At 55.8% G+C, this 19265-nt stretch carries 15 protein-coding genes and 1 riboswitch; of the genes, 4 read left to right on the forward strand and 11 right to left on the reverse strand.

Features of this window, described 5'->3' with window-relative positions; all coding sequences use genetic code 11:
- Positions 1-659: 659 nt before the first annotated feature.
- Both BJL95_RS22985 and BJL95_RS22990 read right to left on the reverse strand, forming a co-directional pair.
- On the reverse strand, positions 660-1601 hold the full coding sequence (locus tag BJL95_RS22985; protein WP_071160897.1) for a glycosyltransferase family 2 protein: 942 nt from the start codon (positions 1599-1601) through the stop codon (positions 660-662).
- A gap of 29 nt (positions 1602-1630) precedes the next feature.
- Positions 1631-1870, reverse strand: a complete 240-nt coding sequence (locus BJL95_RS22990; RefSeq protein WP_071160898.1) for a hypothetical protein — start codon at positions 1868-1870, stop codon at positions 1631-1633.
- A gap of 424 nt (positions 1871-2294) precedes the next feature.
- Between BJL95_RS22990 and dctA the strand changes: the two genes are divergently transcribed.
- From dctA to BJL95_RS23010, 4 genes are all read left to right on the forward strand, one after another.
- Positions 2295-3587, forward strand: coding sequence for a C4-dicarboxylate transporter DctA (gene dctA, locus BJL95_RS22995; RefSeq protein ID WP_071160899.1), 1293 nt, complete (start codon positions 2295-2297; stop codon positions 3585-3587).
- A 252-nt stretch (positions 3588-3839) separates the two neighbouring features.
- Positions 3840-5006, forward strand: a complete 1167-nt coding sequence (locus BJL95_RS23000) for an aminotransferase class V-fold PLP-dependent enzyme (protein WP_071160900.1) — start codon at positions 3840-3842, stop codon at positions 5004-5006.
- Between the two features lie 234 nt (positions 5007-5240).
- Positions 5241-5729: a hypothetical protein gene (locus BJL95_RS23005; protein ID WP_071160901.1), complete on the forward strand. Its 489-nt coding sequence runs from the start codon at positions 5241-5243 to the stop codon at positions 5727-5729.
- Between the two features lie 187 nt (positions 5730-5916).
- Positions 5917-6888: a D-glycerate dehydrogenase gene (locus BJL95_RS23010; RefSeq protein WP_071160902.1), complete on the forward strand. Its 972-nt coding sequence runs from the start codon at positions 5917-5919 to the stop codon at positions 6886-6888.
- A 33-nt stretch (positions 6889-6921) separates the two neighbouring features.
- Here BJL95_RS23010 and BJL95_RS23015 read toward each other — a convergent pair whose 3' ends face one another.
- From BJL95_RS23015 to BJL95_RS25395, 9 genes are all read right to left on the reverse strand, one after another.
- Positions 6922-7935: a hypothetical protein gene (locus BJL95_RS23015; RefSeq protein WP_139306399.1), complete on the reverse strand. Its 1014-nt coding sequence runs from the start codon at positions 7933-7935 to the stop codon at positions 6922-6924.
- 80 nt (positions 7936-8015) lie between these two features.
- A complete protein-coding gene (locus BJL95_RS23020) occupies positions 8016-10835 on the reverse strand; it encodes a DUF3570 domain-containing protein (protein ID WP_071160904.1) in 2820 nt (939 codons plus the stop codon).
- Positions 10822-11049, reverse strand: coding sequence for a DUF4266 domain-containing protein (locus tag BJL95_RS23025; protein ID WP_071160905.1), 228 nt, complete (start codon positions 11047-11049; stop codon positions 10822-10824). Before BJL95_RS23025 ends, BJL95_RS23020 begins: the two co-directional genes overlap by 14 nt.
- Before the next feature lie 5 nt (positions 11050-11054).
- A complete protein-coding gene (locus BJL95_RS23030) occupies positions 11055-11555 on the reverse strand; it encodes a TlpA disulfide reductase family protein (protein ID WP_071160906.1) in 501 nt (166 codons plus the stop codon).
- Positions 11556-11597: 42 nt separating this feature from the next.
- Complete coding sequence (locus BJL95_RS23035; protein WP_071160907.1) at positions 11598-13496, reverse strand: DUF1566 domain-containing protein; 1899 nt, start codon at positions 13494-13496, stop codon at positions 11598-11600.
- A gap of 154 nt (positions 13497-13650) precedes the next feature.
- A complete protein-coding gene (locus tag BJL95_RS23040) occupies positions 13651-15174 on the reverse strand; it encodes a fused MFS/spermidine synthase (RefSeq protein ID WP_254786886.1) in 1524 nt (507 codons plus the stop codon).
- A gap of 371 nt (positions 15175-15545) precedes the next feature.
- Positions 15546-16526 (reverse strand): hypothetical protein, encoded by a 981-nt coding sequence (locus BJL95_RS23045; protein ID WP_139306400.1) that lies wholly within the window; start codon positions 16524-16526, stop codon positions 15546-15548.
- 151 nt (positions 16527-16677) lie between these two features.
- A riboswitch (cyclic di-GMP riboswitch) is annotated at positions 16678-16760 on the reverse strand.
- 42 nt (positions 16761-16802) lie between these two features.
- Positions 16803-17582, reverse strand: a complete 780-nt coding sequence (locus BJL95_RS23050) for a hypothetical protein (RefSeq protein WP_139306401.1) — start codon at positions 17580-17582, stop codon at positions 16803-16805.
- 382 nt (positions 17583-17964) lie between these two features.
- Complete coding sequence (locus BJL95_RS25395) at positions 17965-19104, reverse strand: PEP-CTERM sorting domain-containing protein (RefSeq protein ID WP_071160910.1); 1140 nt, start codon at positions 19102-19104, stop codon at positions 17965-17967.
- Positions 19105-19265 lie beyond the last annotated feature (161 nt).

Raw genomic sequence — 19265 nt, forward strand, 5'->3', positions numbered from 1 at the left:
TTTGGCCGATTTTTACCGTCAGCCCGGAAAGATGCGCCAAGGCACGAACCGTATCGATCGAGAAAGGACGTAGGTTGCAACGATGACAGGCCAACAACTGGACTTATTCAAACTTTCATCGTTAATATGAAATTACTATGAAAGTCACCGAACGCGGTCACCCAATTCGGTGTGGGGCGCTGTCAATCGCGGCTAAAGCCGCTCCCACGCCATTGACTTTCATTTGCCGGGGCGACGCAGCAGTTTCATGACCGTTAGGTGCTTATTCCGAGAATGGGGACATGAAATCGATTTGCCTAAGGTAGCGGTTAGAGAATCACATGATCGATGCGGTTGATTTTAGCCACTACATCTACTTGCTTACGGTTCTCGTCACCGGTGTCGGCAGTCCCGCAGGGTGAATCCGTGCAATTCCCTTTGCGCCATCCCTCCATCGCTCGGCAAACCGGCTTTAGCGGGCGAACCTCAAGCAGCCAAGTCCAGAATTATTAACCCGGCCCTATTGATCACTGGTATTCCGTTCGGGCTGAGCTCGGCCAAACCCTGACCAGTGCGCCCCTCGACAGGCTCGGGGCGAACGGTCTTTAGGGGCCGGATGAATAGAAGATACGCAAGAATCGGAAAATACCGCGATACCAGTCCGTGGCGATTTTGAAAAGTCATGATAATTCCAAAGACTCCCAGTAACGAGGAAACATGCTGATGCGCCGCTTCAGGGCCAATGGCAAGGCCTTGTGTATCCAACCTAGCCGATACCCCAACAATTTCAGCGCTGAACGCAAAATGCATTCGGGTATGCGCCAAGTTTGCCCCAACTGCATGATGTGCTTGATCTCGGAAATCACAAAGCGCCGCCCTTCGCCGCGCGCCTTACCGAATTGGCGTTCAATCCAGTCTTCCTGGCCGTAAAACACACCAATATCGAAATAGCGCCGAAACTCTTGCCGCAGCGAGTAGCTATGCGAGTGAATCACGCGGGAGTCGGCTTCATACCGAACGCTCCAGCCGGACAGCAACATTTTAGCGGCAACATAGGCGTCTTCGCTGCCGATCACGTCGAGCGGAAATCCGCCGACCGCATCAAGGGCCGTGCGTCTGTACGCCGCGAACGAGTCGGAGCTGAAGCAAGTCTTGATACCCAAGCTGGCGGAATCGGAAAGCTTCTTGGTTCTGCTTCGCGCGGGGTAATTGAAATAACGGGCGTGCGCTTCAAGAGTGCCGGCTTCGGGGCGCGGCAACTGTCGCCCGTATGCCACGCCCACGTTGACATCCAACAACACCGCATCCCGCAACTTACGCAAACTTTCCGTATCGGCCAAAATCGCATCCTGCGTCATAAAGATCAGTATGTCCGCAGACACCAGCTGGCTGGCCCAACGCCGAGTCCCGCCATGGTTGAATGTTCCCGGCGGAATCGTTTCGACTCTAGCGCCCGCCGCCAAACAACGTTGAACGGTGTCATCCGTCGAGTGACTATCGACTATCAGCCATTCATCGGGTTGCAAAGACTGGCTCGCCAGTGCCGGCAACAGCCGATCCAAGTGCTGACTGGCATTCCAAACCGGAACAATGACTGCGGTTCGTACTAATTCAGTATTCATCTACTTACTCCTAGGGTTCAAAAATAAATTCAAAATTTCAACGACGTCTGTGACGGCTCAATGCCGGGCATTTGCGTGACGTCCAAAACCAACTGCTCGCTTCTCGCTGAATGCAAGTCGCTGCCTATCTGAATCCGTACTCCCGCTGACTTAAACGCCTCGCCCTCATCGAAAGAACTCGTGCTGTAATAGCAAGACCCTGGCGACGAATAACCGAGATCGCCGAGATCTTTGGCCAGGTTGAGTGCTTTCAGTAAGGTGATCGGCATACGCAGAGTCCCACAATTTGTTTGATTAATCTGTTAACTGCGACCTCTAATCGAGGTCATGACGACGGTGTCGTTTATGCCCGCCGGCCGCTGACGAAATCATTGGTTGAGGCGTTTCCGACCCACTTGTTAAAAACAACGCAAACCCCATGCCGATTTATTTGAAATACATAAGCAGTTGAATTTAAATAGACAAATTGATCTTTGTAGGAAAGATAAGGCTTATGGCAACATCAAACCGAGACGACATGTCGTATATCTGCGATATTTCGCCCCGGTTTGTCATGACTACTGCCATCGGTGTCAAACCGCTTCGACAGGTCACTCAACCCAAACAGTGAAGGCGCGTAAATTTGGGCGGCTCTATTGGCCGACTTTTACCTTCAGTCTAAAATCGCCGCGATAAATCCAATTCAATCCTGCCATGGACACACCATCCCATCCGTTACCGCCGGCTGACCGCGCTCAAACCCGGCTGTACTATTGGGTCTTGGCGGCGATTGTATTGGGTGGATTATTCGGCCATTTCGATGCGGCGCATGCGGTGGCATTGAAGCCGGTCGGCGACGGTTTTATCGGCTTGATCAAAATGCTGATCGCGCCGGTGGTGTTTTGCACCGTGGTGCTGGGCATTGCCGGGGCGGGCGACATGAAGAAAGCCGGGCGCGTCGGCTTTAAAGCCTTGCTGTATTTCGAAGTGGTATCGACCTTTGCGTTGGCCTTGGGCGTCATAGTGGCCAATGTGCTGGCGCCGGGCCAGGGCTTTAACGTCGATCCGGCCAGCCTGGATGCGCCGGCGGTCGCGGGTTTCGCCAAGCAGGCCGGTCAACAAACCGTCGCCGAGTTTTTATTGCACGTCATTCCCAAAACCTTTACCGACGCCTTCACCGGCTCGGGCGATTTGCTGCAGGTGTTGCTGGTCTCGGTGCTGTTTGGGCTGGCGCTGCAGAAAATGGGTGAAGCCGGGCGTTTGGTACATCGCTTTGTCGAGGAATGCGCCCATCTATTCTTTGCGATGATGAACGTGGTCATGAAGTTGGCGCCGATCGGCGCGGGCGCGGCGATGGCTTTTACCATCGGCAAATACGGCATAGACGCCTTGAAACCCTTGGCCGCGTTGATGGGCTGTTTTTATCTGACCTGCGCGCTGTTCGTGGTGCTGGTGCTGGGCGGGATTGGCAAACTGGCCGGCTTCAATATCTTCAAGCTGCTGCGTTACCTCAAGGAAGAGTTGCTGCTGGTGCTGGGAACGTCTTCGTCGGAAACGGCATTGGTACCGTTGATGAATAAACTGGAGCGCTTGGGTTGCTCGCGGTCGGTGGTCGGCTTGGTCGTCCCTTCCGGCTATTCCTTTAATTTGGACGGGACCAATATTTATCTGACCCTGTCGGCCTTGTTTATTGCTCAGGCGTTGAATGTCGATTTGAGCTTGTCTCAGCAATTGACCTTGTTGTTGGTGGCGATGTTGACGAGCAAAGGCGCCTCCGGCGTGACCGGCGCCGGCTTCATTACGCTGGCCGCGACGCTGGCGGTGGTGCCGGCGGTACCGGTGGCTGCCTTGTCGCTGATCTTGGGCATAGACCGCTTTATGTCGGAAGCCCGCGCCTTGACCAATCTGATCGGCAACGCCGTGGCAACCATCGTGGTGTCGCAGTCCGAGCGCGAGCTGAATCAGGCCCAACTGCGAGCGGAATTGGAGGGCGGCGTTCGCGGCTAGAGCCGCTTAGCCTGCTTCAGGCCGGCGCCGAACGCCGGTTTTCCCTTCGGTAGAAGTGCGGTCTAGGGCCGATTTACCGAATCGCGCCTTAAAATCTCCATCGACTGGGGCTGCTCAGAACAACAGGAACGAAGCCGAAGCCAAGTCTGGAAACTAGACCGTTCCTTGCGTAGAGACTTGCTCAAAACCCGCTTCTGTGGCACTATCCGGCGATTTTTCACGAAACAATCAATCCCTTTAAGGAGTCAGCAGATGGCGGGTCGCAATCACCTTTTTGTCCCAGGTCCAACCAATACCCCACACGAAATCTTGAGCGCGATGCACGTGCCGATGGAAGACCACCGCTCGCCGATCTTCCCCAAGCTGCTGGCGCCGATTCTGGAAGACCTGAAAAAAGTGTTCCGCACCGAAACCGGCCAATGCTTCGTGTTCCCGGCCACCGGTACCGCCGGCTGGGAAGTGGCAATGACCAACTGCTTGAACCAGGGCGACAAAGTATTGATTTACCGCTTCGGCCAATTCGGCCATTTGTGGGCGGAAGCCGCGCGCAAATTGGGCTTCGACGTGGAAATCCAGCAAGTCGAATGGGGCAAGGGCATTCCTTTGGACCACCTGGAAGCGCGCCTGAAAGACGACAAAAACCACGAGATCAAAGCCGTTCTGGCGACGCATAACGAAACCTCGACCGGCGTCACCAGCGACATCCCCGGTGTGCGCAAAGCGCTGGACGCGGCCGGCCACCCTGCCCTGCTGTTCTCGGACGGCGTCAGCGCCATCGGCAGCATCGATTTTCGCCAAGACGAATGGGGCGTGGACGCCAGCATCGCCGGTTCGCAAAAAGGCTTTATGCTGCCGGCGGGTTTGGCAATTTTAGGCTTTAGCCAAAAAGCTCTGGCTGCGATCGACAACAGCAACTTCCCTCGCTCGTTCTTTTCGCTGAAAGACATGGCGGCCTCCAACAAGGATGGCTACACCCCTTACACCCCGTCCACGCCGATGTTGTACGGTTTGCGTAAAGCGCTGGAATTGTTGCTGGAAGAAGGCATGGAAAACGTTTACGCCCGCCACTATCGCTTGGGCGAAGGCGTGCGCCGTGCCGTAGCAGCCTGGGGCTTGCAAACTTGCGCCCAAGCAGGCTGGGCTTCGGATACCGTCACCGCCATCGTGGTACCGGCCGATAAAGATGCCCGCCACGTGATCAGCACCGCTTACAGCAAATACAATATTTCGCTGGGCGCCGGTTTGAACGAAGTCGCCGGTAAAGTATTCCGCATCGGCCACGTCGGCGACATGAACGACGTATCCTTGCTCGGCGCGATTGCCGGTGTGGAAATGGCGATGCTGGACAACGGTTTCGATATCAAGGCCGGTAGCGGCGTCGCGGCCGCCGTCGAGTATTATCGCTCGACCGCCAAATAAGTCGGCCACGCCTGGGCGACCGAATCGTCGCCCAGGTTGTTAGCATAAGTCGGGCGATGTTGCCGGTTGCGGAGTGTCGCAACCGGCACCAAAACGCGACAACCCCGCACCAAAGTACATCCCTCTGCCGGACTGACGCCAGCTCGGCCCATGCATACACCCATACCAATCAACAACTTATAAAACTGGCACCTGAATTGCTTGATGCTTTGCACCGTAAAACAGGAGCATGCCATGAAACTCAAGCAGTTATTGATAATGCTGTTCGTCGTTGCACTCGCGATTACCCAATCCCGCGCCGATTCCCAGCACAGCGCGTTCGCGCCGGAATTCGCCGACACCGTACACCTGCCAGACCAATCGGCATGGCAAGCAAAGTCCAGCGGCTGGACTGCCTTCTGCGCATCCTCGGCCTGCCGCGGCGAAGACTCGGTGTCATACTTGCCGAAATCGTCCGCACGAACCGGCGTTCCCGCCGGCGCAACCGGTCGGTCCTTCGAAGTCGATTGGTTCGATTACCCGGCCATCAGCAGCGGTGCCTGGGCCTTACTCCCGGATTTCAGTTACCGCCTGACGATAGCCGAGTCGGCGAACCCGCCTCGCCAAAGCCGACTGGCCGCTCTACCCAATTTGCCGATTGCTACCGCCTGGTTCGGTTTAGGGAGCTTGCTGGGCTGCCTGGCCTTACAGCGCAGGCGCTACCAAACTTCGCGCAGCCGTTAAGCTTCCTGTAGCCCCCGAATGCGCGGAGCGCGGGGCAATGGCGACTAATGATAGGTAATGGGCCATAACACCCAGGTTTGCGGGTTTCTAAGCACCTGTTAAAGCTAACTCAAGCTCCGCGGGCTTCGTCAGCCGGACCGACCGAGGTTATACTTGAGACTTCTCCAGTAAACTCAAGGTGTCCCACATGCCCAAGCCCAAGGTATTGATTAGCCGCCGCTGGCCGGCCGGCGTCGAAGCGAAGTTGCTCAGTCTATACGACGCGACGCTGAACCCCGAGGACCGGCCTTTGGATACCGACGCATTCCGTGACGCCATGCAAACATACGACGCGATTTGTCCCAGTGTCTGCGACACCCTCGGGTCCGACATTCTGAATGCCGCCAACCGGCGTTGCAAAATCATCGCCAACTTCGGCGTCGGCTACAACCATATCGACATCGATGCCGCCCGCGCCAACGGCTTGGTCGTCACCAACACGCCGGGCGTTTTAACCGAAGCTACCGCGGATATCGCAATGACTTTGCTACTGATGTCGGCGCGGCGCGGCGCCGAGGGCGACCGGCTGGTACGGAGCGGACTATGGAGCGGCTGGTGTCCGACCCAAATGATGAGTAGCGACGTCACCGGCGCCACGTTGGGCCTGATCGGCTTCGGCCGTATCGCTCAAGCGATGGCCCGCAAGGCGCACCACGGCTTCGGGATGAAAATCCTCTATGTCAAACCCACTCCCGCCGATCCCGAAGTGGTCGACGATCTACATGCGGAACGTTGCGCCAGCATCGAAGAGCTGCTGCCGCGCTGCGATTACGTCTCCTTGCATTGCCCCGGCGGCAATCAGACCCGTCATTTGATGAATGCCGAACGTTTGCGACAGATGAAGCCAACGGCGCATTTGATCAATACCGCGCGCGGCGACGTGGTCGATAGTCGCGCCTTAATCGACGCGTTGACCGAAAAACGCATCGCCGGCGCCGGCCTGGATGTCTACGAAAACGAACCGCATCTGGATCCCGGCTTCTTGAAGCTGGACAATGTCACGCTGCTGCCGCATCTGGGTAGCGCGACGATCTCAACGCGAACGGCGATGGGGGAAAAAGTGCTGCGCAATCTGCAGGCGTTTTTCGCGGGAGTCGAACCGCCGGATCGGGTCGTCTAAACGCTGGCCGCCGCGCCGACTCCGTTTAGCGACTTATTGGCAAGCCTCGATCGCGGTGGCTTGGAACGTCAAATGTCCGTGCAAATTGGATAGGTTAAACGTACCCGGATTCGTGCCGTAACCTTGGGCACCGAGCGCGCCGGACGCGGCAATGATGTAGTTGCCGGGCGCCAGTTTAATCGTCAGACTTTCCAAGGTGTCGTTGGGATTATTGGAGAAGCCATCGGCTGGATTATGCGAATTGGCTGCAGCGACGAAGGACACCGCGCTCCAATTACCCGCTTGGTTGCCGCAGCCCCAATTGTCGAGCGCGTTGAATTGGCCGATGTAGTTGCCGGGACCAGATGCGGTGGTATTCCGGTAGGCCGAGGCGATTCCCTGCGCATCCCGCACGGTACCGGTATCCAGCGCGCTTTGCACCTTGCCAACGCCGAACGTCGTCGGATTTAAGCGTTCGCTGGAGTCGTCGTGAGTTTGGTAATTCATCACGCCGCGAAACACGCTAAAACCGTTGTCGATATAGTTTCCGGTACTGTCGTCGACATTCCAGGTGATCGTCACCAACGACGCCTTGGCCAGCCGAAAATTAAAGAAATCTACCTTATGAGTATCGCCCAAGGTGCCGATAGGCCCGGTCGCCAAACTATGGGTACCGTCGCCCCAGCCCCAGTCGGTGACATCGTCGACATCGACGGTCGCGCTGCTAAGATCCGCATCGTAATGCACGTTACTGAAGGTACCGACACCGGTGTAAGACTGGTAGGTGCCGTTCCAGTAAGCCGGATCGTTTAGCGGCCGACCGGAGGTCGTATTCAAGGTCACCCCCGGTCCGGTGACGGATGGATTCGCGCCGTATTGCGCCGTGGACTGGGTCTTGCCGGCCACCGTTAAGTCGCCGATTTGCGCCCCTTGATTCAAATCGTAGTACTCGACATGCGCAAGCGCCGGCGTCAACGATCCGCTCGCGCCAAGCCACAAACCCAACAAAATTCTAGATACGTTGGCGCATCCGCGATGCTGCCTTTGTCTGCCATCGGAATCTAACACGGTATTCTCCGTTCTTGCTTCATCATCGTTTACTTGCAAACAGCCCGCTCGGGCCGGCATTCGATCGGCCAGCCACTGCCTCAAAACATATAGTTCCAGCGCGCCGAAAACGCTCCGGTGCGCTCCAGCTGATAACCGTTGACATAGTCCTGAATCGGCTGCAGCCATTCCAAACTGAAGGTATGCCCGGCGAATTTGCCGCCCGGCACAGCCACCTGAAGCCCCAAACCGATGTCCCAGTAATGGCCGCCGGAATTTTGCGGGTAATCGACGGTGGAGGTCAGATTATGCGCCAGTTGCGTAGTCTGGCCTTGCAGCAAAGCGGTCGGATTCAATTGGTATAAATCGCCCTTCAGCTTGTTCTGTTGGGTGTAAACGCCTCGTACCGTACCGGACAGCCAAGGCGTGACTTTGTAGCCGGCCCAAGTCGAACCCTGATAGGTATCGCCGAGCGCATAACCCGATTTGTTTTTATCCTGCAAGCGTTTGACCGCGCTAAATTGAGCGCCCCAGAACACGTCGTCGTGCTCGCCGGTGTAGGTCAGCGTCGGCTTGAAATCCCAAGTACCGCTGCCCGATTGCATGCCGTAATCTTGCAAGACCTTGATATTGGCTTGATAGAAATGATCCGCCCCCAGACTGTCCGGCACGTTGACCGTGCTCAGCGTCGTATGCGGAATCGCGACATTGCCGGTCGGCGCGCTAACGCCGATACCGGCGTGCAGATGGTGGGCCGTGTCGTCGAACAGCTTGACCAGCGCGATCAACGAGGTATCGCCAAGATCGAACACGGTGTGATGCATGCCGGCATAAAACGAACTGGTATCGGTGACGTAATGCTTTTCGGTGTAGGTCGAGTTCGGCGTGTAGTTCGCGGCACGCAGGTCGTCGCTCATGGTCATATCCATGTCCATTAGCTGCGGCATCACCATCAAATTCAGCCAGTCGGTCGGCGCATACATGATGTCGAGCATATGCATGCCCATATGCATCGACGCCGGCTTGACCAAACAGCCGTTGAAGGCCGCTACCCCGGAGCCGTAGCCTGGACAGCCGCCCGCTACGATTTGGGCGTCGGATACCGCCTGGCTGCCGTGCAGCATGGTGCCGGCTTGGCCGTTGTACATATACATGTAGCCGACCATGACATCGTCGGCCTTGGGCATCATATGACCGAACATCACGCCGGCCGGCACCGGCGCGCCGTGATGATGATGGTGGTGATGCGCATGCGGATCGCCATCGCCAAACAAGCTGTCGATCAAACTGCCGTCGCCGCTAAGCAAACTGCCGGGCGCCGACAGATTGATGTTGACGCCGGCGTGGGCGAGATAGTAGCTGTAGTCCGCATAATCGCTGCCGCCGCCTCCGCCCAGCTTGAAAGCGCTGGCACGCTGGTAATATTCGAAGCCGGCTTCCAACTTAACCGCCTTGCCGATTTGCTTAGACAGTATCACGCCGCCGCTCAACGCGCCGAACCCGGACAAGCGAAAATCGCTGGAATAGAAGCCGTCGGCCCGCGGCGCCAAGTAATACGGCGCGAAGAAATCGGCCTTCGATTGCGAGTAATAACGAACGCTGGGCGTCACCGTGATGCCGAACGGCAGCGATTGCAACCATTTCATCTCGAAGGTATGGGCGTCGATTTTCCAATCGTCGTGGTAGTAGCGGTAATCAAAATGCAGCGCCGCATCCAGCGCCGGAAAGTAATGATTGACCCCGCCCGAAAACGAAAACAGATTGCGCTGACCCGGACGATTTTCCCTGAACAATTCCGGGCCGACAATTTCCAGCTTGCTGATAGCCTTCCAATCGATCGCGGAATTGGCCCCGGTATTCGACAAGGCCAAATATTCTTCCGGGGTGATTTCACCGCGCACATAAACCGTCTTGTAGGCATTACTCAGAAAGCCGGACTGGTGCGTGAACGAGCCGGCCAAGTTCAGCAAGGTATTCTTGTCGAGCACGTGCGAAATCGCCAAGTTGACGCCGTGAAACAGGCTGTTGGCGTTCAGACTGGAATAATCCGTACAGGTACTGATTTCGCAATCGGCCGGGTGAATGTGGCCCAGGCCCAAACCGGACGGGGTATGGGAATGCCCGCCATTGCGAAAAATCGCATTGCGAGTAACCGAATACCCACCAGACACCGTAGTCAGCTTGTCGTTGAATTCGTGACTGAAGTTCAGGCTACCGAAGTTGGACTGAAAGTCCGGCTCTTCGGACTGACCGCCGGTAATCCCCAGCGTGGTGTCATCGAAATAGTATTTGAGCCCTAAAACCGGCTGGGTTCGCGTTTCCAGCGGCTGGGTCTGAAACCGCTGCACGGCTTTGTCGTTGGCGGGTATGAAATTGTTTAAGGCCGCGTCGAAACCCGCCAAGCTGGCGATCTGTTGATTGTTGGCCAATACATCTTGCGGAATGTTATTACCGTAGATCGCCGCATCGGCGTCGTTCAGCGACGTCAAAATGCTGTTATAGGCCTCTTGATAGAACGACGAAGTTTGTAACAGACTCTCCGCGCCGGACAAGGTGGCCGCCGAAACCGCCGATGCGGCGGATACGACGTCCGCGTAGTCCTTGCCGTTTTCGGTGGTCTTGATCGCTACCGGCTGGTTGGTCATCGCCGACGGCAAACTGTAAGCCGGCGACGCGCCGGTGTAGGTGTCGCGGTCCAGGCTAAAGTTGAATTCCAAGCGGTCGTTCAACGGAATAAGGCCATCCGCGTGAAAGATCTGGACGTTCATCCGCCCGCTGCTTTCCTGATAATAACCGTACTCGGTATTGCCCTCGGCCTGAGTGGAAGGCACTCCAGCCGCGCAATCCAGCCCCGGCAAACTCAACGCGGCGGTCGTCAGAGCCGCCAGCGCCTTGGATTTTTCAGTACTAATTACAGCCACAACCGCCTCCCGATCCTGAACGGCCGCCTTGCGCTGCCTCCCTGCTGGTAAAGATATGGTCGCGGATGTGATTCAGATTGGGGTTAGGGTCCAACGACATAATGTCCTTGGCCATCACGCCGCGTTCCCATGGCGCCACGTCCGCACAAGCTTGGCAGCCCAGCCACACCAGGGTCAGGTACGCCGCCCGCTTTAATTTTCGCGGCTTATCCATGAATACTACTCCGCCAACAAACCGGCAATCTTTTCGGAGAGCACCGCTTGATCCTCTTCCCTAAATCCCAAATGTACATAACGAATCTTGCCGGTTTTATCGACCAGATAGGACGACGGCATGGCCTTGACTTGAAACGCACTCGGACAAGCGCCTTCCGCATCGAAGGCAATCGGATAGCTCACCGGATGCTGATCGATAAATTGCCGCGCTTGTTCGGTGTCTTCATCGACATTGATCGCGACGATTTGCAATCCTCGTTGCTGAGATTGACTGAACAAGCGATCGAAAAACGGCATCGACTTCAAGCAGGGTCCGCACCAAGTCGCCCAAAAATCGACCAACACCACTTTGCCACGGTAGGCGGAAAAATCCAACGGTTCCTTGCCGGCAAAGCTCGCCGCGCAGGACGGTAGCGCTTGCCCTACTTCTGCGCCAACCGCGTTTAGCGACAGCGCGATGCCCAACACAAAAATCAACACGGACGAACAATAGCTCTTATTCATAAATTACAACAATGCCCAACAAGCCTTAGCGAAAGTTAACGTTTAATTTGCGTCGCGAACCAAGCGAACGTAATGCGCGGACGTTTTGGCGTTCAAGACATAACCGCCGTCCTCGAACGACACCCCCCACGCGTTGCCGTCGGACGAATCGGAATTGGACCAATAATCCGCCGTTTGGCTATTCGGATAAAAATCGTAGTCGATCAGGCGCGTGACCCGCGCAGATGCATCGTCGGTTCGGGCGCCGACTAGGCTGAGCAATTCCTCGGCGGTCGGCAAGCGCCAATCGAAGGCACCGCACAAACCTTGGGCGTTCACCGATTGCACATAGGCCTGAGCTTCGCTCCAGGTGTACACGTTATCCTTGTCGCGTAATCCACCATCATCGCTTTTTACCTCCCAAATCAGGCCGCTGCTGTTATCCTTGACGCAAGACCAACTGGCGCTACTGGCAATCGCCGCCACGCCGTTCGTATTCAATTTGGTCAAACCGACCAGGCTTGGGCTGGCGCTGACCTCGCAAGACAACGGCGCGGTCGTCAGACTAAAGCCCACGGTCTGATTGCCGTCCAAATTTAGCGGATTGCCATCAAGAGCCAGACTCCATGCCTTGCCGTGACGGCCCGACAACACGCCGACACTGGCGGAAACGGCGACCGAGAAGGTTTTGGTTTCGCCTATCCCCCAAGTATTGGCCACCGCGGGCGAAATGGCGCCTATCGTCAAATTGCCGGTCGCCGAACCGGGCGACAAGCTAACATTGTTCAATACCACGCTGCTGTCGTTGCGGATATCCCATTTCACGGTACGGCCACCCCCCTGAGCGATCTGGCTACCGTCGACCACGGCGGCATTGTTTTCAAAATAGCGCCGCACCAACACCAAATGAATATTCGGATTTGGCGTTTGCAAGCTGAAACCGATTTGCTGGCTATTATCCAACGTCAACGCTGTACCGCCACCGTAACTCAAATTCCAGTTTAACGCATGACTTCCACCTAAATCGTCGGCGGGCGCGGTCACCGTGACCGAAAAGGTCTTACTTTCGCCGCTCGCCCAACTGGCGACCGACGCCGGCGAGATCGCCGCGACCTGCAAGTTACCGGTCGCCGTACCCGCCGCGAGCACGACGCTGTCGAGCGAGGTGTTGCTATTATTTTTCACAACCCAATTCAGCACCTTAGACGTGCCTTGAGTGATCGAATCGCCGGCATGGTAAGTGTCTGACGCGTCGCTACCGTAATACGCGTTCAGCAACGAAACGCTGACGATGGGCGCCACCGAAAGTTGCGCCGACAATCCGCTGTCGTTGCCGGCGATCGGTAAACTCTGGCCGCTGTCGTAACTGAAGGTCCAAGCCTGTTGATAGCTACCGGCCGGTATCGTCGCCGGGGCTATCGCGCTCACCGAAAAGTCCTTGGTAACGCCGTTCGCCCAATCGTCGGTACTCTCCGGCTGAATCGTTGTATAGGTCAGACCACCGGTGCCGTTCGCAGCGACCAACGCAATTTTACAAGAACTGATGCCGCCTTCCCTCGCGCACAAGGTGTAGCCGCTGTCGTTGCGCACGCTCCAAGTCAACACCTGGGTCTGACCGGCGGCTATCGCCTGATTGGCGTTAAAATTTTGCGAAACCAGGGTCAAACCCGGCGCACTCGGCACGACCGTGACGCTGACGACCGCGTACGCCTTGGGCTTGGCTTTGTCGGTGACGGTCAACATGAATTTCAGCGTCCCGGCAACCGACGGACTAACGAAACTAGCGGACGCGCGATTGGCGTTACGCAACTTGACTTTCTTGCCGCTAATCTGCCGCCATTGCCAGCGCTTAACGGCCTTGGTCACATCCGATGCGCTACCGCTCAGCGTGACGGTCGCGTTGTAGAGCACGGTCTGATTCGAACCCGCGCTGGCGGACAGAACGGCCCAACAGTTCTTCATAGGCCACATCAGCAAAAACACAGCGAGCCAGATTAGGCGTAACCAAACTTTACCAGTCAAAAATCGATTCATAGTCACCACGGTCAAGCTTACTTTATGCTATCGAAGCGTCATTCCTGCGGACGATTCGGCGAGATCAAACGGTTATTCGGTATTAAAGCAACAATAATTCGGGTGCGATTCGTTCCATGAAAATTTTCCGGTAGCTCTCGGCCTTCCTGACCTGCATGCTTTCCATCGGATTATAATCGTCGGTAATCAGAATACCGTCGGCATCGGTCATCGCATATTCGTGCTCCGACAACCATTGAATCGGCCGAGCGAGTTCCGGCTTATTGCGATCGAATTCGATGCCACCCCGCGAAGCCAGAAAAATAAAATCGGTGAATTCGCCTTTTTCGGTGGTGAAAACGCGAATATTCGGGAACAGACTGGCCAACGTTTTATAAACCGAGGTCACCGCGTTCGCGCCTTCGCCTTGCGTGAAGCCGACGTAGTTCAGCGCCAGAATACCCTGCTCGTTCAACATCGCTCTCAAGCCGCTCAACATCTCGACCGTCAGCATATGTGTCGGCTCTGAACCGCCGGTAAAACAGTCGTGGATGATGAAGTCGTAGCGCTTATTGAGCTTTTTGACTTCGTAACGCGCATCGCCCACCAAAAATTCGCCGGTCGGCTGAAAATTGAAATACTGCTTCGCGGCATCCGCGACTACCGGATCGATTTCTATCGTGTCCGTCGCCAGTCCCTTAGCCTTTAAATCGCGAGCAACATGGCCGCCGCCCAAACCGATCAGCAAGGCTTGATTGGCCTCGGGTCTGAACAACGGCGGCACCAAACCCAATATCACCTGATACCCCAGCAAACTGCGACCTTGGGCTTTTTCGACCGCACTCAGCACCGAAGAATCGGACAACAGCAAGCGAAAGCCCTTGCGCTCGTCGTCGACGACTCTAACCCAGCCGTAGATGCTTTCCTGTTCGTGCAACACCTTAAAGCCGCCGACCGATTTGACGGTCTTCGCATAGCCGTTCGCCGCCAACGTACAAGTCAGAGCGGCCACCAATACCACCGAAAACGTCGCCCCACCCGTTGACGGCGCCGGCCTGTCGAAAACCAGTAAACCGATCACCACCACTAATAACGCCAGACTCAAGCTGAACACGATCGCGCGGGTACCGAATTCCGGCAATAAATAGAAAGCCAGCAACAGAGTGCCGATCACGCTGCCGACGGTGCTGACCGCATACACCGAACCGACTGCCCGGCCTACACCCCGCAAGTCGCGAGTGGCCATTTTGATCACATAGGGACCAACCATCGCCAACGAAGTCAGCGGCAACGTAAACAATAACAACGCACTGACAAACGCGCCGCCGCGTATTCCCAGCGGATTAGTCCACGTCATTACCGGACCGCCGAGAAACGGAATCAGCGCCGTTGTTACCGAAGCCAGCGCCAAAATATGCGCCAGCCGCAAGGCCGGATAACGATCCGACAAATAACCGCCCAGGTAATACCCGATCGCCAACGCAATCATCGTTACCGAAATCAGCGCGGTCCAAACGTATAAACTGACCCCATAAAACGGCGCGATAATTCGCGTACCCAGTAGTTCCAATATCATCACCGCGCCGCCGCTAATCGTCACCAGGGCAAACAACGCGGCGGCGCTCAATGCGCCGCTCCGCGCTTTAGAATCGGTTAAACCGTTTTCAGACATGACTGACCAAACTTTGAGTAAGAAGTAAAAACCTATTGATCGCCGCGAACTTCCTAACAAGTACTCGATCGGTAATCGGGCCGGGCATTATAAGCGCGAAAAACCAAATCGTCCGTTGCCGGCATCGAATCGACAGTATGCCGGCGACTAAAGAAAAACGCCTCGGCCATCGAATATCATTTAAAGCGGCATCCTTAAGCGTCACAAACCGGCCCGATGGCATCAAAACAAAAACGAGCGCTTGCCCCAATCCCTGGGGCGAGCGCTCGCGAATGGTTGGCATCCCGCCAATGCGTTATCGAAGCAAGCCGATAACCTTCCTTGAATTAAGCGCTACGCGCGCGGCGTTTCATGCCCAGGAAACCCATCAATGCGCTACCGAACAACCAAACCGCACCAGGAACCGGAACGGTGGTTACGCTGAAGTTGCTGATAGTCAAACCGCGGGCCAAACGGTCGGCTGTGTAGGCTGCCGCGTACTGGCTACCGGCGGTGGCGCCGCCGTTGACGATGTCGTTGAACAACTGGGTGTAATCCGCGACATTGGCGCCGCCGATTGCCAGGGTATAGACGCCGGCGTGCAAAAAGCCATTCCAAGACACGCTGTTATCCACCGTACCGTCGGCCGCTAAAACGCCAGTAGTTCCGCCTGATGAGTTGGTGAAGCTGGAACCCGCCGCGGCGTCCGCACCCGATTTGCCGGTATAGGTAATCGTTGCGATCTTAGCAGTATCTAAATTACCCAAATAGTTCGGGCCATGGGTATCGGTCGCGCCGGCAGTGCCATTGTTGCCTGTGGTAATACTGCCGTTGGTATCGAACACGCCCCACAAACCGGTAGGGTTAGCGGCTGTGCCGGCCGCCGCGCCACCGCGAACGTCATTGACACCCGCGAACGGCGACCAAGAAGCAAAATCAGGCGCTCCCGCCAAATATGCAGCGGTATCGGGATCAGCCGCGGTTGAAGCGACATCGCCCACGCCGTCGTGCGAGGAGGCTGGAACCACGCCGTTGTACAACGAGAAGCCTGGGTTCAATGTGCTTGCACCATTGGCATTGGTTGTACCGGTAATGGTGAAGCTAACATTCGCGTCTTTTTCCAGAATGAAATAACGGAAGCGGATGTCGTGAGTATTACCCAAGGAATCCGGGTTCAAACCGGCCAGATAACCGCCGTTGCTGGATACGGTGGGTGTAAAGTTTGCCGCAGCTCCATAGGTACTTGTCGCGCCTTGGGTGTTACCTGTCAACGGATCGTAAGTGCCCGCGCCCCAATATAACGCGCTGCCGTAGCCTACGTGCGCCATTGCTTGTCCGGACATTAATGCCATACCGCCAACCAACGTTAAAACCGAAGCTTTTAAAGTCATTTTTTTCATAGTTATTTTTACCGTAATAATTATTATCCCTCTGACAGACATTGAATTCGCAGTGAACCCCAAATCCGCCCCTTACATCGATTGCAACCCGGCCGTCCCTTCCCCCTAAGAGGACCCGTGGCTTTCCGGCTTCGCCTCGCGGCGAATGTGGCGAACCATCCCTGGCAAAACGTCCTGTTTTCTCCTCATTTCCCAAAACGAAAGTCAACCTTTGGCGCTATTGCGTTTCCTTGCCGTTGCCGTCAAACCCGCCAAGACCGGAGCGAACAACCATACTGCCGCCGGCAAAGGCACCGCCGTCACGCTTAAGGAAATCTGGCCGTCCAAACCCTCCAGCGCGGTTGCAGCGTCATAAACCGTTCCGCCGCCGGCCGCGATCGTATAATCGCCGGCGCCCAACAGATAATTCACCAGCGACACCGAATTGCCTCCCGCAGGACCAACGTGAGTCAGATATTGAATTACCCCCCATTCACCGCTGTTATTGGCCATGCTCCAGGAATCCAAAGCATCGAACTGGCCGCGATATTCGACGTGTTCAGTATCGCGAAACGGTGACAGCACCCCGTTATCCACCGGCGAAGCCAGCTTGACGACATGCGGCGTTGGCGTGGAGACCAATACTTTAGGATTCAACGGATCTACCGTCGTATCGTCGTGCGCTTCAGCCGCGAACAGCCCCGAATACAAGCTAAATGCCGGGTTCAACGCATCTGTTCCACTAATATCGCTAAAAGTGATCGTCACTAACGAAGATTGGTCCAGATGAAATTTGAAAAATGTCCCACCCGCCAGCGAGTGACTATCGCCCAACGCAGCCTCGGTACCGTTATGCCAACCGAAATTGGTAAACGTTCCGCCGTTGACGCCACCCGGCGACGAAATCGGATCGCTTAAATCCGCGTAATCGACATGCGCCAGCGCCTGTCCGGACAAACCGCACAGTGACACGACAGCTAGCGCCGCCCAATTAAACTTATTCATATTCAACATAAATCCCCCAAGTAAAAAGCTCCAAGGTCCGCGACTGTGGAAACCGACTTTCATCAAACGCCCGACGACACCCTAGCCAATCCGAAAATCTTTTCTATACTTCGTCGGCTAAGCTAGGCCATGTTACAGCAAATCGCATGCCATGAATTTTTCCCGCACAAAGCTTAGAAGACGCGCGGGCAAATTAATTAAACTATGTTATATGCAATAGCAATATCGGCAAATCCCACACATCCTCGATCAGACCAAGACCCAGCCCGAGAACAGCTTTCTCTATGCAAAAAAAACGGCCCATACGGGCCGTTTACAACCAATAACACGTCCTTGTGCCTTTTATTCATCGGTTACCTAACGGTATTTCCAAGTCGGAAATTCAGGCAACCAACACTTTACGGCGATTCAAGCCCACGAATCCAGCCAAGACGGTACCGAACAACCATACCGCGCCTGGCACCGGAACCGGCGCCGCAACCGACGCCGAAAATTCTAGGTGGCCATGCAAATTAGTGAGCCCGAAAGAATCCAATGCACCCAAAGTTCCCAGGGTACTATTGGCAACAGCACCCAACGCGCCTGAGGCGGCTATGGTGTAGTTACCGGCGGTGAGCGTGATGACCAAGGTTTCCAAAGTATCTTCGGCATTGGCGCTGAAGCCGTTAGCCGCTACTTCGGCGCTGGCATTGGCGTTTACGCCGGCCAGATAAGCAATATTGCCCCAGTTACCGGAAACGTTGGATTGACCCCAGTTCGCCAAGGCATTGAACTGACCGACATAGGTTCCCGGGCTGCCAGCCTTGCTGGTATCGCGGAAGGACGAAGCGATGCCTTGCGCGTCCACCGGCGCGGTAGCCGAATCCAGCACGTCTTGAACCTTGCCGGTCGGCACCACCGAAGGATTGGCTTTATCACTAGCATCGTCGTGGGCTTGGTAGTTCAACACGCCGCTGTACAAGGTAAACGCGGAGTCGATATAGGTGCCGTCGCTATCGACATTCCACTTGATCGTCACCGTCGAGGTTTGATCCAGACGGAAGTTGAAAAAGTCGACCTTATGGCTATCGCCCAACAACGTCTGTGTACCGGCGCCCCAACCGAAATCGGTTACGTCGGTGACGTCAACCGTGGCGCTACTGGCGGCGGAGGTGTAGTTAACGTTGGAAAACGAGCCGACGCCGGTATAGCTTTGGTTAGTGGCGTTCCACAGGTTCGGGTCGTTCAGCGGACGATCGCTCTGCGCGCTAATGGCCGCACCGATACCGTTGGCGGCACGTTGAGCACTCGTCAAACCGGAACCCGCCACGGCCAAAACCGCCGCTGGTGTTTCGCCATACTGCGCGGTGGAAGCCGCTTTACCGGCAGCCGTCAGATCGCCAATTTGCGCCCCCTGGTTGAGATCGTAATACTCGACGTGCGCTTGAGCTTGCTGAGCCACCCCAGCCAGCGCCAGCGCAATGCCCAGACCCAACTTAGATGCCGATTTAGCATTCGATTTGTAAAAAACTTTGTTTTTCATGTGTTCTCCATTGAAGGATTAATAAATTTCAACGATTCGTGCCACTAAGGCCTCAAGTAACCCAAGTACGAAAATTATAGCAACTTACAGACCATAACTTGTTGTAACGGATTTCGAGGGTCGCCAGCACCCATCGTAATAACTATGTTATTTAACGATGG

Source organism: Methylomonas sp. LWB (assembly GCF_001856095.1).
Classification (GTDB): Bacteria; Pseudomonadota; Gammaproteobacteria; order Methylococcales; family Methylomonadaceae; genus Methylomonas; species Methylomonas koyamae_A.